Origin of the sequence: Vibrio splendidus, from assembly GCF_002873455.1 — a bacterium.
Classification (GTDB): Bacteria; Pseudomonadota; Gammaproteobacteria; order Enterobacterales; family Vibrionaceae; genus Vibrio; species Vibrio splendidus_J.
This window is the reverse complement of the sequence record NZ_MCUN01000001.1, coordinates 70473-93572: the sequence shown is the minus strand read 5'-3', so window position 1 is coordinate 93572 and position 23100 is coordinate 70473. Positions and strand designations below refer to the sequence as shown.

General features: G+C 44.3%; 21 protein-coding genes, 1 tRNA gene and 1 riboswitch. Of the genes, 8 read left to right on the top strand and 14 right to left on the bottom strand.

Translation table 11 applies throughout. The features are described 5' to 3' along the window. Positions 1–47: 47 nt before the first annotated feature. From BCU75_RS00425 to moaA, 11 genes are all read right to left on the bottom strand, one after another. Positions 48–986, bottom strand: coding sequence for a glutathione S-transferase family protein (locus BCU75_RS00425; RefSeq protein WP_102472648.1), 939 nt, complete (start codon positions 984–986; stop codon positions 48–50). A gap of 354 nt (positions 987–1340) precedes the next feature. After that, on the bottom strand, positions 1341–2327 hold the full coding sequence (oppF, locus tag BCU75_RS00420; protein WP_198593381.1) for a murein tripeptide/oligopeptide ABC transporter ATP binding protein OppF: 987 nt from the start codon (positions 2325–2327) through the stop codon (positions 1341–1343). Next, a complete protein-coding gene (locus BCU75_RS00415; protein ID WP_102436980.1) occupies positions 2324–3295 on the bottom strand; it encodes an ABC transporter ATP-binding protein in 972 nt (323 codons plus the stop codon). The genes oppF and BCU75_RS00415 overlap by 4 nt, the downstream gene beginning before the upstream one ends. Positions 3296–3337: 42 nt before the next feature. Continuing rightward, positions 3338–4240, bottom strand: coding sequence for an oligopeptide ABC transporter permease OppC (oppC, locus tag BCU75_RS00410; protein ID WP_004734021.1), 903 nt, complete (start codon positions 4238–4240; stop codon positions 3338–3340). Between the two features lie 15 nt (positions 4241–4255). Then, complete coding sequence (oppB, locus tag BCU75_RS00405; RefSeq protein ID WP_004734022.1) at positions 4256–5176, bottom strand: oligopeptide ABC transporter permease OppB; 921 nt, start codon at positions 5174–5176, stop codon at positions 4256–4258. A gap of 116 nt (positions 5177–5292) precedes the next feature. Then, positions 5293–6924 (bottom strand): ABC transporter substrate-binding protein, encoded by a 1632-nt coding sequence (locus BCU75_RS00400; protein ID WP_102472646.1) that lies wholly within the window; start codon positions 6922–6924, stop codon positions 5293–5295. A gap of 663 nt (positions 6925–7587) precedes the next feature. Next, positions 7588–8061 (bottom strand): molybdopterin synthase catalytic subunit MoaE, encoded by a 474-nt coding sequence (gene moaE, locus BCU75_RS00395; RefSeq protein ID WP_102472645.1) that lies wholly within the window; start codon positions 8059–8061, stop codon positions 7588–7590. Between the two features lie 2 nt (positions 8062–8063). Next, positions 8064–8309: a molybdopterin synthase sulfur carrier subunit gene (gene moaD / locus BCU75_RS00390; protein WP_065103215.1), complete on the bottom strand. Its 246-nt coding sequence runs from the start codon at positions 8307–8309 to the stop codon at positions 8064–8066. Continuing rightward, the gene (gene moaC, locus BCU75_RS00385; protein WP_004734026.1) at positions 8306–8785 is read right to left on the bottom strand and encodes a cyclic pyranopterin monophosphate synthase MoaC; all 480 of its coding nucleotides are present in this window, start codon (positions 8783–8785) and stop codon (positions 8306–8308) included. Before moaC ends, moaD begins: the two co-directional genes overlap by 4 nt. Positions 8786–8797: 12 nt before the next feature. After that, positions 8798–9310, bottom strand: a complete 513-nt coding sequence (moaB, locus tag BCU75_RS00380) for a molybdenum cofactor biosynthesis protein B (protein ID WP_102472644.1) — start codon at positions 9308–9310, stop codon at positions 8798–8800. 92 nt (positions 9311–9402) lie between these two features. Next, positions 9403–10392, bottom strand: a complete 990-nt coding sequence (gene moaA, locus BCU75_RS00375; RefSeq protein ID WP_017632500.1) for a GTP 3',8-cyclase MoaA — start codon at positions 10390–10392, stop codon at positions 9403–9405. Continuing rightward, positions 10381–10533: riboswitch (molybdenum cofactor riboswitch) on the bottom strand. (Overlaps the previous gene by 12 nt.) Before the next feature lie 195 nt (positions 10534–10728). Here moaA and BCU75_RS00370 point away from each other — a divergent pair. Then, complete coding sequence (locus BCU75_RS00370; RefSeq protein WP_076679073.1) at positions 10729–11616, top strand: YvcK family protein; 888 nt, start codon at positions 10729–10731, stop codon at positions 11614–11616. A 90-nt stretch (positions 11617–11706) separates the two neighbouring features. Here the strand turns inward: BCU75_RS00370 and luxU are convergent, their stop codons facing one another. The 3 genes from luxU to uvrB all read right to left on the bottom strand — a co-directional run bounded on the left by luxU (position 11707) and on the right by uvrB (position 15813). Further along, entirely contained in the window at positions 11707–12051 is a 345-nt protein-coding gene (gene luxU / locus BCU75_RS00365) for a quorum-sensing phosphorelay protein LuxU (protein WP_102472643.1), read from the bottom strand. Between the two features lie 24 nt (positions 12052–12075). Next, positions 12076–13464, bottom strand: a complete 1389-nt coding sequence (gene luxO, locus BCU75_RS00360) for a quorum-sensing sigma-54 dependent transcriptional regulator LuxO (RefSeq protein WP_017632950.1) — start codon at positions 13462–13464, stop codon at positions 12076–12078. 318 nt (positions 13465–13782) lie between these two features. Then, positions 13783–15813 carry an excinuclease ABC subunit UvrB gene (gene uvrB / locus BCU75_RS00355; RefSeq protein ID WP_102472642.1) on the bottom strand — a complete coding sequence of 677 codons (2031 nt, stop codon included), beginning with the start codon at positions 15811–15813 and terminating at the stop codon, positions 13783–13785. 509 nt (positions 15814–16322) lie between these two features. On the opposite strand from uvrB, the gene BCU75_RS00350 reads away from it, so the two are divergent. From BCU75_RS00350 to BCU75_RS00320, 7 genes are all read left to right on the top strand, one after another. Next, positions 16323–16398 (top strand) — tRNA-Asn (locus BCU75_RS00350). Positions 16399–16901: 503 nt separating this feature from the next. Then, entirely contained in the window at positions 16902–17480 is a 579-nt protein-coding gene (gene rsxA, locus BCU75_RS00345) for an electron transport complex subunit RsxA (protein WP_004734039.1), read from the top strand. Between the two features lie 2 nt (positions 17481–17482). Further along, positions 17483–18076 (top strand): electron transport complex subunit RsxB, encoded by a 594-nt coding sequence (gene rsxB, locus BCU75_RS00340; RefSeq protein WP_004734040.1) that lies wholly within the window; start codon positions 17483–17485, stop codon positions 18074–18076. 7 nt (positions 18077–18083) lie between these two features. Continuing rightward, positions 18084–20636: an electron transport complex subunit RsxC gene (gene rsxC / locus BCU75_RS00335; RefSeq protein WP_102472641.1), complete on the top strand. Its 2553-nt coding sequence runs from the start codon at positions 18084–18086 to the stop codon at positions 20634–20636. Continuing rightward, positions 20636–21682 carry an electron transport complex subunit RsxD gene (gene rsxD, locus BCU75_RS00330; protein WP_102465534.1) on the top strand — a complete coding sequence of 349 codons (1047 nt, stop codon included), beginning with the start codon at positions 20636–20638 and terminating at the stop codon, positions 21680–21682. The genes rsxC and rsxD overlap by 1 nt, the downstream gene beginning before the upstream one ends. Before the next feature lie 12 nt (positions 21683–21694). Then, positions 21695–22324, top strand: coding sequence for an electron transport complex subunit RsxG (rsxG, locus tag BCU75_RS00325; protein WP_076679083.1), 630 nt, complete (start codon positions 21695–21697; stop codon positions 22322–22324). Further along, on the top strand, positions 22324–23016 hold the full coding sequence (locus tag BCU75_RS00320) for an electron transport complex subunit E (protein WP_102472640.1): 693 nt from the start codon (positions 22324–22326) through the stop codon (positions 23014–23016). Before rsxG ends, BCU75_RS00320 begins: the two co-directional genes overlap by 1 nt. Positions 23017–23100: the final 84 nt, after the last annotated feature.

Here is a 23100-nt window from a genome sequence, read left to right as displayed (position 1 = left end):
TTTTTTTATGTCTAATGCATAAGGTTATTTGATGATCTTAGATTTATCTAACCTCGCCCGTGGGCTGATTCTAAATCTAGCGTTGGTCCTTTTGGCACAACTTGGGTTGGGTTGATACCTGTGTGGCTGTAATAGTAGTGACGTTTGATGTGGTAAAAATCGGTCGTCTCTTTAATGCCTTCGATCTGGTAGAGCTCTTTTAAGTAACCTTGAATATGGACGTAGTCTGAAATTCGCTGCTTGTTACACTTAAAGTGGCCAACATACACTGCATCGAATCGAACCAGAGTGGTAAACAACCTCCAGTCTGCTTCTGTGACGTCATTACCCGCGAGATAACGATGTTCACTAAGATGTGCATCTACTTTGTCTAACGCCTCAAATAACGCGTCATACGCTTCTTCATAAGCTTCTTGTGTAGTTGCAAAGCCAGTACGATAAACACCGTTGTTGATGCTTGGATAGATATAGTCGTTCCACTCATCAATCTTCTTGGCTAGCTCCCACGGATAATAATCATCGGTGTTGCCTGTTAACTCATTAAATTCTGAGTTGAACATGCGGATAATTTCAGAGGACTCGTTACTCACGATGGTATTGGTTTTCTTGTCCCATAGCACTGGAACCGTTACTCGGCCTGAGTAGTCAGGTTTGGCTTGAGTGTAGATTTGGTGCATACGAGTATGACCAAACAAAGGTTCAGGCAAACCCATTTGCCAGCCTTCGCTCATCATATCGGGGCAAACCACTGTCACGTCAATATGATCGGTTAGGTCTTTTAGCTCTCGGAAGATCAGAGTTCGGTGCGCCCAAGGACAAGCTAACGATACGTATAGGTGATAACGACCACTTTCTGGCTGAAACTGCGCACCAGCTTTGTTCTCGATCCAACTGCGAAAGCCCGCATCTTCACGAACAAACTTACCACCGCTTTCTTTGGTGTCGTACCACACATCGTGCCAAACACCTTCAACTAACTTGCCCATATCCAAACCTCTGTCATCCAAAATTTTTTATACCAATCACAATAAGTAAATGTTCAGAAATAGCGCAGAGAAAAGGCTTGAGAACAAGGAAGAATTTTTATGTTAGTAGTTATTCTACAATCAAAAATTCTAACGCCGTTATCGAGCGTTTTAACAAGCTAGGATGAGCAGTTATTTACTACGATTGGTATTAGTATAAGAAAAGCCCACTTTTTCAAAACTAGAAGAAGTTGGCTTAGTTGTTCAAATTATTTGAAGAAGGTTGTTTTAGAGGAATCTTGGACACAAAAAAAGCGCAACTCATAAAAAAGTTGCGCTTAAGCCTGTCACAGGCTGAACCGTTTTAAATGGGTTCTAGACTTGTACGTGCAAGCAAGATACTGCGTGTACGTCATCGCCTTGAATGGTTGGCTTGGTTTGCGCACAGGCCTCGGTTGCTTCAGGGCAACGAGTACGGAACACACAACCCGATGGTGGATTAATTGGTGATGGGAGATCACCCTCCAGCATCTGAATCGTTTTGCTACGCTCTAAGCGTGGGTCTGGAATCGGAACTGCAGACATCAATGCTTTGGTATATGGGTGTTTAGGGTCTGAGAACAAGGCATCTGATTCACCTAGTTCAACAGCATTACCTAAGTACATCACTAATACACGGTCAGAGATGTGTTTAACCACTGACAAATCATGCGCGATGAATACCAAAGACAAACCTAACTCTTTCTGTAGTTCCATAAGAAGGTTAACTACTTGAGCTTGGATAGAGACATCCAGAGCAGAAACCGGCTCATCACAGATGATCATCTTAGGTTTCAAGATAAGTGCACGTGCGATACCGATACGTTGACACTGACCACCAGAGAATTCATGTGGGTAACGGTTGATTACGTTTGGTAGAAGACCAACCTTTGCCATCATCTCTTTAACTTTGTCTTTCACTTCCTGTTTAGAAAGCTCTGGATAGAAAGTTTGTAGAGGCTCAGCAATGATATCTCCAACTGACATACGCGGGTTAAGCGATGCTAGCGGATCTTGGAAGATCATCTGAATCTCTTTACGAGTCTCACGACGCTTCACTTCCTGCATTTTAGTTAGGTCTTGACCTAACCACATCACTTCGCCTTCCGTTGCCTCAACTAAACCAATAATTGCGCGCGCAAATGTTGATTTACCACAGCCAGACTCACCTACTACACCCAGAGTCTCACCTTCGTAAAGGTGAACATCCACACCATCAACCGCTTTAAGGTTTGATGGTTTAGCCCAAGGCCAAGCAGACTTAGCCGCGATGCTAAAGTGAACCTTAAGGTTTTTAATATCTAATAGTAATTCTTTACTCATTTTGTCCAAGTCTCCCAATCAGAAAAACAAGCACGCTGACGATCTTTTGCAAATGGCTGCAAAATCGGTGCTTCTTGCTTACAACGGTCCATTACACGGTGACAACGGTCTTGATAAGGACAACCGGTTGGTAGACGAAGTAAGTTAGGTGGGTTACCTGGAATCGTTGGCAGAATTTCACCTTCGGTATCCAAACGAGGAATTGCTTTAAGCAGGCCTTCCGCATAAGGGTGGCTTGGCTCATAGAAGATTTCGTCTACTGTGCCGTATTCCATGGTACGGCCAGCGTACATCACTAGAACTTTGTCACAAGAACCGGCAACGACACCCAAATCATGGGTGATCATGATGATTGCTGTATTGAACTCATCTTTAAGCTCGTTCAGCAATTCCATGATTTGCGCTTGAATGGTTACATCCAACGCCGTTGTTGGTTCATCAGCAATCAATAGCTTTGGACGACATAACAGAGCCATTGCGATCATCACACGCTGACGCATACCGCCAGAAAATTCGTGTGGATACATGGTAATACGTTTACGTGCCTCAGGGATTTTAACCGCTTCCAGCATGCGTACTGATTCTTCGAACGCTTCCGATTTGCCCATGCCTTTATGCAGCATAAGCACTTCCATCAGCTGATCACATACTTTCATGTAAGGATTTAGTGACGTCATTGGATCTTGGAAGATCATCGCGATCTGTTCAGCGCGAACTTTGTTCAGTGCTTTCTCTGGTAGATTGAGAATCTCATTACCTTCAAACTTTGCACTGCCTGAGATGATGCCGTTCTTAGCCAGCAGTCCCATCAGTGCAAATACCGTTTGAGATTTACCCGAACCCGACTCACCAACAATACCCAGCGTTTCGCCTTGGTTGAGTGAGAAGTTCAGGTCGTTTACTGCGGTTACCGTACCATCTTGCGTGGTAAATTCGACGCGCAGATCTTTGACATCTAATAAGCTCATTATTGCTTCCTTAATCTTTTATAGCTTTTAATTGCTATTTCTTTATCTGTCTTTTGGATCAAGCGCGTCGCGCAGACCATCACCTACGTAGTTAAAGCAGAACAGCGTAACTACCATGAATGCCGCTGGGAATGCCAATTGCCAAATAGCAACTTCCATTGTTTGCGAGCCTTCTTGTAATAGCGCGCCCCAACTTGTCATAGGCTCTTGAACACCAAGACCAAGGAAAGATAAGAATGATTCTGTAAGGATCATGCTCGGGATAAGTAGCGTTGAGTAAACCGCAACAATACCCAATACGTTCGGTACGATGTGACGTGTAATGATTTTCCATTTGCTGACACCACATACGTGCGCAGCCTCAATGAATTCTTTACTACGTAAACTCAACGTTTGTCCACGTACAATTCGCGCCATATCGAGCCAAGCAATCGCGCCGATAGCAACAAAAATAAGTACGATATTACGACCAAAGAACGTCACCAGTACGATCACGAGGAACATGAAAGGAACCGCGTATAAGATCTCCAGGATACGCATCATCACTCGGTCAGTACGACCACCAATGAAGCCTGAAGCTGCACCGTAAAGCGTACCAATCAGTACCGCTACGAATGCGCCCATCACACCAACCATAAGAGAAATACGGCCACCGATCATCGTACGAACGTATAGGTCACGACCTAAACTGTCAGTACCAAACCAGTGATCAGCATTTGGGCCTACGTGCATTGCGTACCAGTCAGTATCATCGTAAGCATGCTGTGCCAACATAGGTAAGAAGATTACCGACAGCACCATAACAATTAGAATGAACAGACTGATCATTGCGGCTTTGTTGCGCATAAAACGAATACGCGCATCCTGCCACAAGCTACGGCCTTCAATTTCCAAACTCTCAGAGAATTTTTCGATCGCTTCTAAGTTTTCTTTTTTCTTCAACATAACCATGCGTCCCTGCTAGTAGCGAATTTTCGGGTCAATAAGCGCTAGTAAAATATCAACGATTGCGTTGAACAAGATGAATAGGAAACCAATCAAAATGGTTACACCCATTACTAACGAATAATCACGGTTAAACGCGGCGTTAACAAACAGCTTACCGATACCCGGTAGGCCGAAGATGGTTTCAACAACAACTGAACCTGTAATGATACCTACGAACGCAGGCCCCATGTATGAAACAACAGGTAGCATTGCTGGCTTAAGCGCATGTTTAAGAACGATATAACGGTAACTTAGACCTTTAGCACGAGCTGTACGGATAAAGTTACTGTTTAGGGTTTCGATCATGCTACCGCGAGTGATACGAGCAAAGGTTGCTACGTATAGAAGAGACATCGCGATAACGGGTAGGACGATGTACATGTACGTACCACCGTGCCAACCACCTGCTGGGAATATATGCCAGTGTAGAGAGAATAGGTAGATAAGCGCTGGTGCCAACACGAAGGATGGCATCACCACCCCGAGCATGGCGGTCGACATTATAGTGTAGTCGATCCAGGTGTTGTGCTTCAAGGCGGCAATGGTTCCTACCGTTACCCCCATCAATAATGTGAAGATAAAGGCAACAAAGCCTACCTTCGCAGATACTGGAAGTGCAACCGCAATCAGCTCATTTACTGTGTAATCTTGGTATTTAAAAGATGGACCAAAATCACCCTGAAGGATGTTGGTCAAGTACGTGGTGTACTGTTCAAATACAGGTTTATCTAAGCCATATTTAGCTTCGATGTTAGCCATAACTTCTGGCGGTAATGGACGCTCGCTTGAAAACGGGTTACCCGGTGCGAAACGCATAAGAAAGAAAGATATAGTGATCAACACCAACATGGTTGGAATCGCTTCAAATATCCTTTTCATAATGAATTTAAGCATAAACTCACTCTTTCAGTCTGTGACAATTAAAATTAGAAAGACGCTACATGCGCGCCCTGCGCATGTAGTGTCTGTATCGTTATAGTTATATTAACTTTTTAGAATCGAAGCGTTTATTATTCAGCTTTGATGTAGAGATCTTTTGAGTAGATTTTATCTTCCGCATTATTAGTTGGGAAGCCACCTACATGTGGGTTAAGTAAACGCGTTTTAACGTACTGATAGATAGGAGCAATAGGCATATCGTTCGCCATTAGCTTCTCTGCTTCTAAATACAGTTCGTTACGTTCTTGTTCTGAAGTGGAGTTAATAGCCTTGTCTATCAAAGTGTCATAATCACGATTTCCCCAATGTTGGCCGCCTGTCGTATTAGCACTTACCATCAAGGTCAAAAATGTAGACGCTTCATTGTAGTCACCACACCAACCTGCACGAGCTACTTCAAAGTTGCCAGTATCTTTAGAAGATAGGTAAGTTTTCCATTCTTGATTTTCAAGTGTAACCTTAAGACCCAGTGTCTTCTTCCACATAGAACCTAGTGCTACAGCAACTTTCTTGTGATTCTCATCAGTGTTATATAGGAGGGAGAACTCAAGAGGATTGTCTTTTCCGAAACCCGCTTCTTCAAGAAGGCGCGCCGCTTCAGCATTACGTTCTTTTTGAGACATTTTACCGTATTGAGGAAGCTCAGGTTCGAACCCAGCAGTAATTTCCGGCGTGAGGAAATACGCAGGTTTCTGTCCTTGCCCCATGATTGCACCAGCGACTATGTCACGATCAATCGCATAAGAAATAGCCTTACGTACACGAACATCATCGAAAGGCTTTTTCTTAGTGTTAAATGAGTAGTAGTAGCTACAAAGGTTACCCACAACGGATAGATCTTCTGGATGTTCTTTTTTCATACGCTTGAAATGCTCAATTGGCAGATCATCTGTAAAATCGATTTCACCAGATAGGAAACGGTTCATTTCCGCTACTTGGTTTTCGATTGGCAGGAACGTTACTTTGTTTAGAACAGTCTTATCATTGTTCCAGTATTGGTCGTTACGCTTAAGTACTAGGCGTTCGTTAACAACCCATTTATCAACAGAAAATGCACCATTACCAACAAAGTGATCTGGCTTAGTCCATTGGTCACCGTACTTTTCAACAGTTGCTTTATGTACTGGCTTAACTGTTGTGTGGCCCATCATCATTACGAAGTATGGCACCGCTGTTTCTAATTCAATAACAAGTGTGTTCGCATCTACAGCTTTAACGCCTAGCTCACTCTTGTCTTTCTTACCCGCGACGATGTCTTTCGCGTTCACCATCTTGGTATATTCCATATACCAAGCATATGGAGAAGCAGTGGCAGGATCGACTGCACGTTGCCAGCTGTAAACGAAATCTTCAGCTGTTACAGGATCGCCGTTAGACCATTTTGCGTCTTTGCGTAGGTGGAAAGTGAATGTTTTGTTGTCTGTCGTTTCCCAGCTTTCGGCTACACCTGGGATTGTATTACCTTCGCCGTCTTGGTTCACTAGACCTTCTAGAAGATCACGAATTACGTGAGATTCTGGTACACCTTGAGATTTGTGTGGGTCGATAGTCGCAACTTCAGTACCGTTACCGCGAACAAGTTCCTGAACTTTTGCTAGTTCTGTACCTGCTGGAACTTCAGCAGCGATAGAAAGAGTAGAAGTGGCAGCCACTGCCAAACCAGCACCTAGAAGAAGGGCCTGAGTGATTTTATTCTTGTACATTTAATAAACTCCAAGTTTTACGTATTGCATCCATGACTTCTTTGCTCAGTTCACTGAACGGCAGTGATTTAGATTTATTTAGCTCAAAATTTAAGCATGAAAATCTAAAACCTTACAAAGATTGAGGCACACACTATCAACCATTGAAGTAATTTGCCATAAACAAGTCGCAAAAAATCGGATAATTCTCCGATTAACTCAAGGTAATAGTGTAAATCTCTAATAAAAACCTAATGCATAGTGAGTTACACATAGGGATTAATTAAAAAACAGCCTTTAGTGTTGATGTATCTGTGTTGATACTTTTTTTTAGCATCTTATGCTAGAACACTGTCGGCAAATTAACATTAATGCCACATGAAATCTAATTGCACATCACATATCCCCTAAATAGACTCCACTATTTGTGAGGGTTATCACTTTATACAAAACAGCATAATGCACTGCACCAAAACAGATTTAGAAATGCACCAAGACAGACAAAATCACGCGCCGAATTTATATGCAACTTGAGTGATTAACCATTTATTAATGCACCTTTTATTTATAGATAGCTTTGTAGCATCCACAAAAAAGCCGACCTCAATAGTCGGCTTTCTTACTATCTACGTCCCAACCTGAAATACACTTTCACGTTAAGAGCGAAGCACGCTAGGGAGTGGATTATTTCTCCCAACGCTCCGCTGCTTTCGCGTCGGAGTCTCGGGAGTCAACCCAACGAGTCGCCTCAGTAGTACGTTCTTTTTTCCAAAACGGCGCTTTGGTTTTCAGAAAATCCATAACAAACTCACACGCTTCGAAGGCAGCGCCACGATGTGCACTGGATACACCAACGTAAACAATCTGGTCACCGATATCTAGGTCACCAACGCGGTGAATCACTCGCATCTTCTGGATAGGCCAGCGCGCTTCAGCTTGATCACAGATCTCACTCAGCGACTTCTCTGTCATACCCGGATAGTGCTCTAGAGACAAACCAATCACGTTGTCGCCAAGGTTCATGTCGCGAACTTTACCAACAAACGTCACAACCGCTCCCGCAGATGTGCCTTGAGCTAGATAATCGTATTCGCCACCCACAGAAAAATCTTCAGCAGTAACTAATACTCTTGGATCAATAACTCGAGAGTCATTCATGGCTAACCTCCAGTAACAGGTGGGAAGAAAGCCACTTCGTCGCCGTCTTTCACTTCAGTCGTCAAAGGTACGATTGATTGGTTAAGCGCAGCCAGAAGCTTGCCCTCTTCCAATGCGATATCCCATTTGCCTTCTTGTGTTACAAGGTGGCTGCGAATCGCTTCAATCGTCTTGAACTGCGTATCAACTTCAACGCTATCAACACCGACAAGTTCACGAGTTTGAGCAAAGAACAGTACAGTAATCATGATTCCACCTTGAAGTGACCTGATTTACCGCCGGTCTTCTCTAATAGGCGTACATTCTCGATGACAATGTCTTTCTGAACAGCTTTACACATATCGTAAATCGTTAACGCAGCGACAGAAGCAGCCGTTAGCGCTTCCATCTCTACGCCTGTCTTACCTGCAAGCTTACATACTGATTCGATGCGAACCTTGTTTTCAGACTCGATTGCCTCAAGCTGAACTTCGACCTTAGTCAGCAGCAAAGGATGGCACAGTGGAATCAAGTCCCACGTCTTCTTCGCCGCTTGGATGCCAGCAATACGTGCCGTTGCGAAAACATCACCTTTATGGTGGCTACCAGAAACAATCAGCTCTAGCGTTTCTGCTGACATTTGGACGAAAGCTTCTGCTCTCGCTTCACGTACTGTCTCTGCTTTAGCCGATACATCGACCATGTTCGCTTCGCCAGACGCGTTAATATGGGTAAATTGGCTCATGCTCAAACCACCTTATACAGAAAGATGTGGCATGAAGTTGCAAGGACGGTGGCTAGCATCCATCTGTTGCTTGATGATCTTAGTCCAACCTGTACGGCAAGCACCTGTAGAACCTGGCATCGCAAAGATTACTGTGTGGTTAGCAAAACCCGCAATCGCACGAGATTGAATCGTCGATGTACCAATCTCTTCGTAAGACACTTGGCGGAAAAGCTCACCAAAGCCTTCTACTTCTTTGTCGAATAGTGGTTCAAGTGCTTCAGGTGTGCTGTCACGAGATGTGAAGCCCGTACCGCCAGTGATCATAATCGCTTGAACGCTTTCGTCAGCAATCCACTGAGATACGATCGCACGGATCTTGTACATGTCATCGATAACGATTTGCTTATCAACCACGTTGTGGCCTGCTTCTTTAGCATGCTCAGCTAGGTAACCACCTGACGTGTCATTTTCTTCAGTACGAGTATCTGAAACGGTTAGTACTGCGATGTTTGCTGCTTGGAATTTGCTTTCTGCGTGACCCATTTGTTCACCTATGTAAATTTTTCAATGATTAGACTGATTCGCCCAACTTAAAGAAGCTGAGCGATAAAATGCTTTAGAGTATGTATAGCGGGTTAACCGCCGATTGACGCCAAGTTTGGAGTCATGCCGCTGTTGCCATCATGCAAGAAGTGGCTAACGGACTTGGTTTGAAGCTGAGCCTGAATTCGATCAATGAGCTCTTGCTCTTGTTGATCTTCTTGAATCAGATCTCTCAGTTCAACACCGTGGTCGCCAAACAGACATAGGTGAAGTTTACCAGTCGCAGAAACGCGCAGTCGGTTACAACTCTCACAGAAGTCTTTCTCGTAAGGCATGATCAAACCAATTTCACCCTTGTAGTCTGGGTGGACAAACACTTGTGCTGGGCCATCGTTAACAGCTTTGACTTTTAACAGCCAACCGTTAGCAATAAGCTGATTGCGAATCGCAACGCCAGATACATGGTGTTTATCGAACAACTCGTCCATCTCGCCGGTTTTCATCAGCTCGATAAAACGTAATTGAATAGGTTTGTCTTTGATCCAATTAAGGAAGGCTGGTAATTCCTGACTGTTGAGGTCTTTCATCAATACAACGTTGACTTTGACTTGTTCATAGCCAACCTCAAACGCTTTATCAATGCCTCGCATAACCTCAGTAAACTTATTCTCACCAGTGATCTGATGGAACATACGTGAATCTAAACTATCCACGCTCACGTTTATATGGGTTAAACCAGCATCACGCCACTGCCCTACTTGTTTCTCCATGCGGTAGCCATTAGTTGTCGTGGCTACTTTTTCGATGCCTGGAGTAGAAGCAACGGTATGTATGATTTCAGGAAAGTCTTTACGCAGACTCGGCTCTCCGCCTGTAATGCGGATCTTTGAGGTACCACAATCTGCAAACGCTTTTACAACGCGTTTGATCTCGGGAACACTTAAAAAAGACGAGTTTTTTTGCCCTGACGGTTTATAACCATCTGGCAAGCAGTAAGTACATTTAAAGTTACAGACGTCTGTAACCGACAAGCGCAAATAATAAAATTTGCGATGGAATCTATCTTCGAATTGTTGCGCCACGGAACACCTTTCCAAACACGGGAGGCATAATCATTTCCAATTAAGCCCTTGTGACAACATGTCACTGGCTCTTGATGCGTATCGGTACAGCAAATACCACTGTGCGACTTAGCATGCGAGAGCTCGGAGTTATGGCAACTGCGCGTTATATTCACACGTGCAGTAGCTGCGTAATAAAATACTTAATATTTGTACGTGAATCTAGCTTTGATGACAAAAAACGGGTCACATCGGCAAAAAAAAACGCATCAAACCCTCAAATTAACTCTTGTTGGGTATCTGACAAGAAGCATTTAACCTAAATTATAGTTGGTAATAATCTAACAAGAACAAAAAATGAACATTTACTCTTCAAAGAAAGTCGTCGCAATTGGTGGTGGCCATGGCTTAGGTCGTATGCTTGCTGCATTAAAAGACTTTGGAAACAACGCAACTGGCATTGTTGCGACCACAGATAACGGTGGCTCAACCGGACGTATTCGAGACTGCCAAGGTGGTATCGCTTGGGGAGATACTCGTAACTGTATCAACCAATTGATCACTGAACCTTCCATCAGCTCGATGATGTTTGAGTACCGTTTCCGCGGTCAAGGTGAGCTGGATGGTCATAACCTCGGCAATCTGATGCTTACTGCCTTAGACAACCTTTCCGTTCGCCCATTGGAAGCAATTAACCTAATTCGAAATATGCTCAAGGTCGATGTCAATATCGTCCCGATGACCGAGCACCCTTCCGATCTCACGGCGCTATCAATGGATGGTCGTTGGGTTACGGGTGAAACCAACGTTGACGACATGACAGAAAAACTGCGCATGATGGATCTGTCTCCAGAAGTGCCCGCAACCAAAGAAGCCGTTGCAGCCGTCGAACAAGCCGACTGTATCGTTCTTGGCCCTGGCAGCTTTCTGACCAGTGTTATGCCCCCACTTCTTCTGCCAGAAATTGGGAAAGCCATCGCAGAGAACACCAAGGCTAAGGTTATTTTCATCGAAAACCTTTCGCCAGAGCACGGTCCTGCAGGAAAAATGACGCTTCAAGAACAATTGGAGTGGTGTGAACGTACCTGTAAGGCAAGAAAAATAGACATTGTACTGGGCAATGAACCACACCCTGAATTAGAAGGGCAATGGAATTGTGTGACCACTGATCTTGCCTCTCCTAATCGAGATTGGCGGCACGACCGTTTAAAGCTTCAACAAGCGATTCGGGCTCAACTGGCTTAATGCTTGTAGCTTAGGCTAAACGACGGAGACCAGTAAAAACAAAAAAGGAGCATCATGCTCCTTTTTTAGTTTCCGTAACAACTAGTCGCTTTAGAGATCTGTCATCAATTGCTGATATTCAGTGTACGTTGATAACAGTAGTTCTTGCATATCTTGGAAATCAACCTCTGTTACAGGTAATGCTTGCTTCACTTTTGCGTCCAAGCTAATCGCAAAACTACACAAAGAATCTGCGCCAAAACTCGCTGCGCTACTCTTAAGTGCATGACTTATATCAGCCAAGTACTTAGATGTATCCGACTCTTTATTTATCTCTAGGTGTTCGTAGTAGCCTTTCAACTCACCTAAAAAAATCTCCAGTAATACCGGCACATTTTCTTGCCCTATTTCACCGGCGAGCTCATCAACCTTTTGCTGATTTAATACTATCGTCATTATTATTTTCTTATAGTTTGGTGATTACTGCTTAGCATTCCACGTTTGTAACTTACGGTATATCGTCGATGGGCTAACATCCAAAAAGCCTGCCGCTCGAGGGATGTTGCCGTCACACGCTTTGATGGCCTGTTCAATTGCCGTCTTTTCAGTGATCCACAATGGGAAAATATCTTTTACCGTGATGTCTTCGCTCTGTTTCTCTTTCAAGCGCAGGCTGTTTTCAATCGGCTGGTTCAATGGTGGCGGAAGCATGTTAAGAGTAATCTCTTTACCATTATTCAATACCACCACGTTCCGTAATACGTTTTGTAGCTGACGAACGTTACCCGGCCACTCATATTGATTAAAGCGGTCAAGTACTTCCTGAGCAAAACGCACAAACGCCTTACCTTCCTCAACCGACATGTAGCCTAGTAATGAGTATGCAATCTCGATGACATCTTCCCCGCGCTCGCGCAATGGTGGCAAGTGCAGTGGAATCACGTATAAACGATAGTATAAATCTTCTCTAAAGCGACCTTCTTGCACTTCTTTCCAAGGATCTCGGTTGGTTGCACATACGAAACGAACATCAACACTTTTCATCTTTGAAGAGCCGACTTTTTGAAAAGTACCGGTTTGAATGAAACGAAGTAGCTTAGTTTGCAGCTCTAAGTCCATTTCGCACAATTCATCGAGGAATAGTGTTCCGCCATCAGCAAGTTCAGCTGCTCCTTGGCGGTCGGTTGCAGCACCGGTAAAGGCGCCTTTCACGTGGCCAAACAGCTCACTTTCAATCAGATCTTTAGGGATAGCCGCACAGTTAATCGCGATGAACGGCTTGTCACCTCGCTTACTCGCCGCGTGAATAGCTTCTGCACATACCTCTTTACCCGTACCACTTTCACCGGTAATGAAAATACTGGCTTTACTTGATGCTGCAGAGTCGATAGTTCGGTAAACCTGCTGCATGGTTTGGCTACTGCCAATGAAACCTTGATAGTTTTGGTTTCCCGGATGTTCCGAGCTGTTTTTAAGTTTGGTGGCTTTGCGGATCGCGTTGTTCACCGTAATACGGAGTCGGTCGGCTTCACACGGTTTGATAAGGAAATCTTGGGAACCATGGCGCATGGCTTCCACAGCAGTATCAATAGAGCCATGAGCGGTCATAAAAATAACGGGAACTTCAGGGTATTTTTGTTTTACGGCAAATAACACGTCCATACCCGTCATATCAGGTAGACGTAGATCTAATAAAATAAGGTCTGGGATTCGATGATTCAAACTCTCAATTGCATCGCGGCCAGTGCCAACAATGTTGATATCAATTTCGAGCGGTGTAAGATACGAGCGATATAAAGCTGCTACCGAAGCGGTATCCTCTACCATCAACAAATATTTCGATTTGTTGTCTAGCGTTTTTGATTGCATATCCTAGCCATTTATAATTTGCATTTCTTACTATAATCGCATTCCGCTTTGCATTATGCAAATTAGCCACAATATTTGTAGTGTGTTTTTTTACTTACTTCAAACAATCAATGTTTTATCTATATGGCACGAACGATGCAAAGATACAAATGACCTTCGGGTCACCTAGCCAACTGACGTTGTTAGTGGACAGAGTGTTCACAAACGTAAGCCAGTAGATCATTTACTACTGGCTGTTTTTTTGTCTGAAACACTCTCAACTATTGTGTTTTCGAGAATGAACTTTTTGAGCAAGAAATGAGATTAGCTGAAGCGAGATTAGCTGTTGGTAATGAACTGATTTCTCAGCTGCTCGATCTCATCACGCTTTTGCGCCGCCAATTCAAATTCCAAATTTTGAGCATGTTGATACATCGCAGCTTCTAGCTTACTGATCTCTTTATCAAGCTGCTGTGGAGTAAGCACAGTGTAATTTTCAAAAGGCTCAGCAACTTTAGACAGCGGTACTTGCTTAGATTGTCGCTGTTGTTTTGACTTAGTTAGGTCGCCCAACTCCATAATATCTTTGATATTACGTTTAAGCGCTTGCGGCGTGATGCCTTGCTCTTCATTGTAAGCCTGTTGTTTCTCTCTACGACGGTCGGTTTCATCAATCGCTTTTCTCATCGACTTAGTAATTGAATCTCCATACAAAATCGCGCGACCTTCCAAGTTACGAGCTGCACGACCAATGGTTTGAATCAGAGAACGTTCAGAACGTAAGAAACCCTCTTTGTCTGCATCAAGGATTGCCACTAGCGATACTTCAGGCATATCTAGGCCTTCTCGAAGTAAGTTAATGCCCACTAACACATCAAACTCGCCCAAACGTAAATCTCGAATAATCTCTACACGCTCAACGGTATCAATATCTGAGTGCAAATAACGAACTTTAACGCCATGCTCACTCAGATATTCAGTTAAGTCTTCTGCCATTCTCTTAGTCAACGTCGTGACCAATACGCGCTCTTCTTTCACGGAACGTATTCTGATTTCAGATAGTAAGTCATCAACCTGAGTCGCAACCGGACGTACTTCGATAATAGGATCAAGCAAACCCGTCGGACGCACCACTTGATCAGCAATTTCACCGTCTGATTTTTCAATTTCGTAATTGCCCGGCGTGGCCGACACAAAAATAGTTTGTGGCGCGATTGATTCGAACTCTTCAAATTTCATTGGGCGGTTATCCAATGCAGAAGGCAGTCTAAAGCCAAACTCAACCAAGGTCTCTTTACGAGAGCGGTCACCTTTATACATAGCGCCAATTTGCGGGACAGTTACGTGTGACTCATCGATAATCAGCAAACCATCATCAGGCAGGTAATCAAATAACGTTGGAGGCGCTTCCCCTTCATTACGTCCACTCAAATAGCGAGAGTAATTTTCAATACCCGAGCAGAAACCTAGCTCCGTCATCATCTCAATATCAAACTGAGTTCTTTGAGAAATACGCTGTTCTTCGAGAAGCTTGTTGTTGTCTTTTAAATATTGGGCCCTATCGCGCAACTCATCTTTAATCTTCTCAATCGCTTCAAGGATTTTTTCTCTTGGAGTGACATAGTGAGTTTTTGGATAAACCGTAAAACGCGGCAAGTCTCTTTGCTTAACAGCACCAGTTAATGGATCAAAAATACTGATACAGTCCACTTCGTCATCGAACATTTCTATTCGAACTGCATCTTGGTCAGATTCAGCAGGGAAGATATCAATCACTTCACCACGTACACGAAACTGACCACGTTCAAATGCGACATCGTTTCTCGAATATTGAAGCTCAGCCAAGCGACGTAAGATATCACGCTGATCCATGACCTCACCGCGACTCAAGTGAAGCATCATCTTCAAATAAGACTTTGGGTCACCAAGACCATAGATAGCCGATACAGACGCGACGATAATAGCGTCTTTTCTTTCCAGTAAAGCTTTGGTAGCCGACAGCCTCATTTGTTCGATATGAGCGTTCACAGACGCATCTTTCTCGATAAATGTGTCTGTGGTTGGAACATAGGCTTCAGGTTGATAGTAATCGTAGTAAGAAACAAAATACTCAACGGCATTGTTTGGGAAGAAAGACTTCATCTCGCCATACAACTGAGCCGCCAACGTCTTATTCGGCGCTAACAGGATTGCTGGTCTTTGCGACTGGGAAATGACGTTGGCAAGCGTGAAGGTTTTACCAGAGCCCGTTACCCCTAATAGAGTTTGATGTGCCAAACCAGAATCTAATCCATCTAATAATCTGGTTATCGCTGTCGGCTGGTCACCGGACGGGCTGTAGTCCGATACCAAATCAAAGAGTTTACTCATAGGTTGCCATTTCCATACTGTGTATTTAATCAGGTCATTGTCACTCTAGGAGCCATGTCGTTGCAACTATTATCTAGAGAAATGCATCTTAAGATTAGATATCAGTGATAGCTTTTACTTTTAGAACTTGGTATTATCCGTGCCCTTGCAAGATCTCTTCAGCTCAATTACTCAATTTTTAATCCACTACTTTTCCCCAAAAAATCTAAAAATAGCACTTGTTTTACTGTTCAATCTATAACCTTTAAAAGTTATACAATCATGACATTTTGATAAAAGCCTTTTAAATACATCACATTAACTTAGATTTTTACATTTTCAGATTTATCCCAATTATTGTTGTTAAAGTTTCACACACACACTTATCCACAATTTTGGTGGATAACTAAAGCAAAGCTAAATCCGGTAAGGCGTCCAAGAAAGTAAAGTTTTTTATATTGTTTTTTTCTGCTATTTTTTATTGACAGAAATTCAGACTATTATTAGAATTCGCGTCGCTAACAAGCAATTCCCCTTTAGTTCAGTTGGTAGAACGGCGGACTGTTAATCCGTATGTCGCAAGTTCAAGTCTTGCAAGGGGAGCCAAATTCAGAAAAAAGCTCAATCGAAAGATTGGGCTTTTTTCGTATATAACTGAGACTAACTTGTTCCACGTTAATGTCACACCCGAATCGCCGGGTCTTGCTAGCCGCCCGCGTTCAAGTCTCGACAAGGGGCCAAATTTAAAGAAGCCGCATCAGAACTCGATGCGGCTTTTTGCGTTTTAGTGCTTTGGGGGCGTATTCGACTCGCCTCTTTCCTTCTCTTTTTGATAGTTCTGAGTACTAAAACCCACAAATATGACCCTATTCGTAGGAAGCAGATCGAGTTCAATTCAAGAATGATCTTGTGAAAGATCCAGCCCAACCACTCCGATAAACTTGTCTAACCAAGTAGAAATTGGCGGCTATACTTACCGTAACTTTAATAATCAAACGATTACCTGATGTTTTTTTCACCAAGTGTCTAAATCCCTAGTGATCCTTGGTTGTTATTAGGTGAGCAAAGCAGGATAATATCGGGATCGGAATCTCAAGAATTAATCCATTATGACCGAATACCTTTTGTTGTTGGTTGGCACAGTGCTGGTCAATAACTTTGTGCTAGTGAAGTTTTTAGGGCTATGTCCTTTCATGGGAGTCTCCAAGAAACTGGAGACTGCGATTGGCATGGGCCTCGCGACGACTTTCGTTCTGACGTTAGCGTCGGTATCTGCATACCTAGTAGAAACCTACATCCTTACCCCTCTGGGTATTGAATACCTGCGTACCATGAGCTTCATCTTGGTTATCGCGGTGGTTGTTCAATTTACGGAAATGGTCGTTCACAAAACCAGCCCTACTCTATATCGCCTGTTGGGTATCTTCCTGCCTCTTATCACCACCAACTGCGCGGTGTTAGGTGTGGCACTTTTGAACATCAATGAAAACCACAACTTCATTCAGTCGATCATCTATGGTTTCGGCGCGGCTGTTGGTTTCTCTCTTGTTCTGATCCTATTTGCTGCGATGCGTGAGCGTATTGCGGTTGCTGATGTTCCAATGCCATTTAAAGGCGCATCAATTGCGATGATCACAGCAGGCCTAATGTCTTTGGCATTTATGGGCTTTACTGGGTTGGTGAAATAAGCATGAGTACCATTTTAATTGCGATCATTGCGCTAGCCGTTTTAGCCGCTGTTTTTGGCGCTATTTTGGGCTTTGCTTCTATCCGCTTTAAAGTAGAAGCCGATCCTATCGTTGATCAAATCGATACCATTTTACCGCAAACTCAATGTGGCCAGTGTGGTTACCCTGGTTGTCGCCCATACGCGGAGGCGATCGCTAACGGCGACAAGATCAACAAATGTCCTCCCGGTGGCCAAGCAACCATTGAAAAACTAGCAGATTTGATGGGCGTAGAAGTTGAAGACTCAGCTCATGACTTAGATAACAAAGTAAAAACCGTTGCCTTCATTCATGAAGATATGTGTATTGGCTGTACCAAATGTATTCAAGCCTGCCCTGTCGACGCCATTGTTGGTGGCACCAAGGCACTTCACACAGTAATCAAAGATGAATGTACAGGTTGTGATCTATGTGTCGCACCGTGCCCTACTGACTGTATCGAAATGATTCCAGTGGCAACAACGACTGAAAATTGGAAATGGCAGATGAACATCATTCCTGTTACTGATATCACTAACCAAGCAACTGATGCGACCGCGTCAGAGCCTAAGGCATAGGGTTAGCATGATCTCTTTAATTGAACAAATTCGCACGGGCTCTATTTGGAACTTCCCGGGCGGTGTGCACCCTGCTGAAAACAAGAAACAGTCGAATACTACTGACATCGTGCATGCAAGGCTCCCAGAAGAAATCGTTCTTCCAGTGAAACAGCACATCGGTAAGCCTGGTAACTTGTTGGTTGCTGTCGGTGATGCCGTACTCAAAGGTCAACAACTGACGGCCTTAGAGACTGGTTTTACTTTGCCAGTACATGCACCAACATCGGGTGTGATTACCGCTATCGAACCACGAACCACAGCTCACCCTTCAGGCCTGAGCGAAATGTGCGTGGTTATTAAACCTGATGGCCTCGACGCTTGGGTTGCAAAACACCTGGTTGACGATTTTTCTACAAAGACATCCGATGAACTGCTTGATGTAATTCGCCAAGCTGGTATTTCAGGCATGGGCGGCGCAGGCTTCCCTACGGCTAAGAAGCTTCAATCAGGTCTAGGTCGCACTGATATTTTGATCGTCAACGCTGCTGAGTGTGAACCTTACATCACCTCAGATGACAAGTTGCTGCAAGAGCATGCCGAAGAAGTATTGAAAGGCATCGAAGTGGTTGAACACATCCTTCAACCAAAGCTGACGGTTATCGGCATTGAAGACAACAAACCAGATGCGATAAAAGCACTTGAGATTGCTGCGAGAGACAAAGATATCGTCATTCGTGTTATCCCAACCAAATACCCTTCCGGTGGCGAGAAGCAACTGATCAAGATCCTCACCAATAAAGAGGTTCCAGCTGGCGGTATTCCTGCAGATATTGGTGTTTTGGTTCAGAACGTCGGTTCTCTTTATTCTATTAAGCGAGCGGTAATTGACGGTGAACCTGTGGTTAACCGTGTGGTGACTTTAACCGGTAAGACCTTTAAGCAACCTCGTAACGTTTGGGCGCTACTAGGCACACCAGTACATGAGTTACTTGAAGAGTTTGGCTACAAAGCCGATAAAAAACTGCCGCGCTTGATTTTGGGCGGCCCTATGATGGGCTTCACCTTGCCACATGCTAATGTGCCAATTACCAAAACATCGAACTGTATTTTAGCGCCAACGCGCCGTGAGATTTCACCAAGCACTTACGAGATGGAATGTATTCGATGCAGTGCTTGTGCCGAGGCTTGCCCCGCATCACTTCTTCCTCAACAACTGCAATGGCATGCAAAAGCCAACGAGTTAGATAAGTGTGAAGAGCTAAATATTAAAGACTGTATTGAATGTGGTGCTTGTGCGTTTGTCTGCCCAAGTGAAATCCCGCTAGTTCAGTACTATCGCCAAGCGAAAGCAGAAATCAAAACGAGAAAAGACGAAGCGACGGCCGCAGAACGCGCCAAGATTCGTTTCGAAGAGAAAAACGCTCGTATGGAGCGTGACAAAGCAGAACGTGAAAATCGCTTCAAAAAAGCCGCGGATAATCGTCGTAAAGACATGAAATCAGCCGACGGTGACGATGCGATTGCTGCTGCGATTGCTCGTGTTAAAGCGCAAAAATCAGCGACAGACCAAACACAAAATGCAGAGCCAACCGTGAAACCTGCGGTTGCTGCTGCGATTGCTAAGGCAAAAGCAAAGCAAGCCGCAGCTCAAAAAGCGAATGACGCTGAACCAGATAACTCTGAAATGTCGAAACTACGTGAAGAACGTAAGAGACAAGCACGAGAGCGCAAGGCACAACAAGCAGCTACTGATAATCCAACAGAAAGCTCTGGCGATGCTAAGAAAGATGCTGTTGCTGCAGCTATAGCTCGTGCTAAAGCCAAGAAAGCACAACAAACAGAATCAGCTTCTGAAGCTCCGGTTGAAAAATCAGGTGACGCTAAGAAAGGTGCGGTCGCTGCAGCTATAGCTCGCGCTAAAGCCAAGAAAGCACAACAAGCAGAATCAGCGTCTGAAGTTTCGACTGAAAGTACTGACGACGCTAAGAAAGATGCAGTCGCTGCAGCTATCGCTCGTGCTAAAGCCAAGAAGGCTCAGCAGGCGGAATCAGCGCCTGACGCTCCAGCTGAAAGTACTGGCGATGCCAAGAAAGATGCTGTTGCTGCCGCAATAGCTCGCGCTAAAGCAAAGAAAGCACAACAAGCTGAATCTTCTACTCAAGCAGAAAGCACAGCTTCAGCAGAAAGCTCTGGTGATGCAAAAAAAGATGCAGTCGCTGCCGCTATTGCTCGCGCTAAAGCGAAGAAAGCACAGCAAGCTAAGCAGGTCGAAGCAGAAGCAATCGCTCCTGAAATAGAAGTGGAAGCTGAAATTCAATCAGAACCAGTGGATCCTAAAAAAGCTGCTGTTGCCGCTGCAATAGCTCGCGCTAAAGCAAGAAAGGCACAGCAAGCGAAACAAGATGAGTCAGCAGAAACACCTGAATCTTTGGTTGAACCTGTAGTTGAATTAAAGGCTGAAACTCAACAAGAACCAGTCGATCCTAAAAAAGCAGCAGTTGCTGCCGCAATTGCTCGTGCTAAAGCAAGAAAGGCGCAGCAAGAGCAAGACAAAAAGAATAATGAGGAGAAAGAGTAGTGGCCTTCTTTATCGCCAGCTCACCGCACGCGCACAATCGTAGAAGCACCCCTGATCTCATGAAATGGGTGGCTATTTGTGCATTGCCAGGTCTACTAGCTCAAACCTACTTCTTTGGATGGGGTACGCTCATCCAATTAGTATTTGCTATTGCACTTGCTGTTACCTTTGAAGCCGCTGTAATGTTGCTAAGAAAACGTCCGCCAGTGATGGCATTGCGTGATTACAGTGCGGTTGTTACCGCTTGGCTGCTGAGCGTCGCGATTCCCCCACACTCTCCATGGTGGATTCTAGTCATAGGTATGTTTTTCGCGATTGTTATTGCGAAACACCTCTACGGTGGCCTTGGGCAAAATCCGTTTAATCCCGCGATGGTGGCTTACGTTGTTTTGCTGATCTCATTTCCAGTTCAGATGACCAGTTGGAATGCACCTACTAGCTTAACGGCTGAAGCAACGAGCTTTGTTGACTCATTCTTGATGATCTTTACGGGTTTCAATAATGAAGGATTATCTCTTCAACAAGCACGTCTTGGTATTGATGGCACTACGATGGCGACGCCACTCGATGCATTCAAAACGGCATTGACTGCAGGCAACACGGCTTCTGAAGCTCTGTCTCAGCCACAATTCAGCTGGTTAGCTGGTGTGGGTTGGGAATGGGTAAACCTTGCTTACCTAATCGGTGGCCTAGTACTCATTAAGCAACGTGTGATCCAGTGGCATATTCCGGTCGCCTTTATTGGTAGCCTTGCGCTGTTTAGCTTGGTGTTCTTGATCCTAACTCCGGGTGAAACCGCATCTCCAACCATTCACCTATTGTCTGGCGCAACTATGCTTGGTGCATTCTTCATTGCCACTGATCCGGTTTCAGCCTCGACGACAGTAAAAGGTCGCTTGGTATTTGGTGCCCTGATTGGCGGGTTAGTCTTTATTATCCGTAGTTGGGGTGGCTTCCCTGATGGCGTGGCGTTTGCTGTATTGTTAGCCAATATGTGTGTTCCATTGATTGACTACTATACCAAACCTCGTACATACGGCCACTAAGGAGCAGATACCATGCTAAATGCAATTAAGAAAAACGGCCTTGTACTCGCGATTTTTGCGTGTGCTTCGACAGGGTTGGTCGCGGTAACTCACTACCTGACCAAAGATCAGATTAAGCAACAAGAACAGGCTCAATTACTGTCTGTGCTTAACCAAGTAATCCCGCACGATCTACACGATAATGAACTGTTTTCAGCCTGTACTCTGGTTCAATCAGAAGAACTGGGGACCGAACAAGCGATGCCGGCTTACATTGCTAAACTTAATGGTGAACCTAGCGCGATTGCGATCGAGGCGATCGCGCCAGATGGCTACAACGGAGCTATTAAGGTTATTGTTGGGATGAAAATCGACGGTACTATTTTAGGTACTCGCGTTCTTTCCCACCAAGAAACTCCGGGGCTGGGTGATAAGATCGATTTACGAGTGACTGATTGGATACTCTCATTTGCGGGTAAACAAGTCACTGATTCCAACGTTGACCGTTGGAAAGTTCGTAAAGACGGTGGCGATTTTGACCAATTTACCGGCGCAACAATTACGCCAAGAGCCGTCGTAAAATCAGTAAAACAAGCGGTTCAATACGTTAACCAAAACAACCAAGCATTGCTTGCTCAACCTCTAAATTGTGGTGGTGAATAATGAGTGACCATAAAACATTAATTAAAAATGGTATGTGGGCAAACAACCCTGCCCTAGTTCAGCTTCTCGGGTTGTGTCCATTGTTGGCTGTCTCTTCAACAGTGACGAACGCACTTGGCTTAGGTATTGCTACCTTGCTTGTATTAGTCGGTTCGAACATTTGTGTCTCTTTAGTTCGTAACCATGTACCAAAAGAAGTTCGCATCCCAGTATTCGTGATGATCATTGCGTCACTGGTAACCTGTGTTCAACTTCTGATGAACGCTTACGCTTATGGCCTTTACCTATCTTTGGGTATCTTCATCCCACTGATCGTAACCAACTGTATCATCATTGGGCGAGCTGAAGCCTTCGCATCTAAAAACGAAGTGCTGCCTGCTGCTCAAGATGGTTTTTGGATGGGCCTTGGCATGACATCGGTACTGGTTGTATTAGGTGCAATGCGTGAAGTTATTGGTAACGGAACCCTTTTTGATGGCGCAGACCTGCTTCTTGGTGATTGGGCTTCGGTGTTACGAATCCAGATATTCCAATTTGATAACAGCTTCTTATTAGCTCTACTTCCACCAGGTGCCTTTATTGGTGTTGGTTTCTTGATTGCTTTGAAAAATATCATCGACAACCAATTAAAATCTAGACAGCCAAAACAAGAAAAACCAGCCATTGAACGCGCTCGCGTTACCAATGCCTGATAAGTTACAGTAGCTTAAACCCTGCTGAGTAACTCAACCACTCAGCAGGTAAATAGATTAACCAAGTACACATAATAATGACGC

Coding starts and splice junctions, on each gene's coding strand:
- BCU75_RS00320 (WP_102472640.1), top strand. CDS start 22,324: ATGAGTGACCATAAAACATTAATTAAAAATGGTATGTGGGCAAACAAC.
- BCU75_RS00400 (WP_102472646.1), bottom strand. CDS start 6,924: ATGTACAAGAATAAAATCACTCAGGCCCTTCTTCTAGGTGCTGGTTTG.
- rsxC (WP_102472641.1), top strand. CDS start 18,084: ATGATCTCTTTAATTGAACAAATTCGCACGGGCTCTATTTGGAACTTC.
- uvrB (WP_102472642.1), bottom strand. CDS start 15,813: ATGAGTAAACTCTTTGATTTGGTATCGGACTACAGCCCGTCCGGTGAC.
- oppC (WP_004734021.1), bottom strand. CDS start 4,240: ATGTTGAAGAAAAAAGAAAACTTAGAAGCGATCGAAAAATTCTCTGAG.
- BCU75_RS00370 (WP_076679073.1), top strand. CDS start 10,729: ATGAACATTTACTCTTCAAAGAAAGTCGTCGCAATTGGTGGTGGCCAT.
- moaB (WP_102472644.1), bottom strand. CDS start 9,310: ATGGGTCACGCAGAAAGCAAATTCCAAGCAGCAAACATCGCAGTACTA.
- rsxG (WP_076679083.1), top strand. CDS start 21,695: ATGCTAAATGCAATTAAGAAAAACGGCCTTGTACTCGCGATTTTTGCG.
- rsxB (WP_004734040.1), top strand. CDS start 17,483: ATGAGTACCATTTTAATTGCGATCATTGCGCTAGCCGTTTTAGCCGCT.
- oppF (WP_198593381.1), bottom strand. CDS start 2,327: ATGAGTAAAGAATTACTATTAGATATTAAAAACCTTAAGGTTCACTTT.
- moaE (WP_102472645.1), bottom strand. CDS start 8,061: ATGAATGACTCTCGAGTTATTGATCCAAGAGTATTAGTTACTGCTGAA.
- BCU75_RS00415 (WP_102436980.1), bottom strand. CDS start 3,295: ATGAGCTTATTAGATGTCAAAGATCTGCGCGTCGAATTTACCACGCAA.
- rsxA (WP_004734039.1), top strand. CDS start 16,902: ATGACCGAATACCTTTTGTTGTTGGTTGGCACAGTGCTGGTCAATAAC.
- luxU (WP_102472643.1), bottom strand. CDS start 12,051: ATGACGATAGTATTAAATCAGCAAAAGGTTGATGAGCTCGCCGGTGAA.
- BCU75_RS00425 (WP_102472648.1), bottom strand. CDS start 986: ATGGGCAAGTTAGTTGAAGGTGTTTGGCACGATGTGTGGTACGACACC.
- moaD (WP_065103215.1), bottom strand. CDS start 8,309: ATGATTACTGTACTGTTCTTTGCTCAAACTCGTGAACTTGTCGGTGTT.
- moaC (WP_004734026.1), bottom strand. CDS start 8,785: ATGAGCCAATTTACCCATATTAACGCGTCTGGCGAAGCGAACATGGTC.
- oppB (WP_004734022.1), bottom strand. CDS start 5,176: ATGCTTAAATTCATTATGAAAAGGATATTTGAAGCGATTCCAACCATG.
- luxO (WP_017632950.1), bottom strand. CDS start 13,464: ATGCAATCAAAAACGCTAGACAACAAATCGAAATATTTGTTGATGGTA.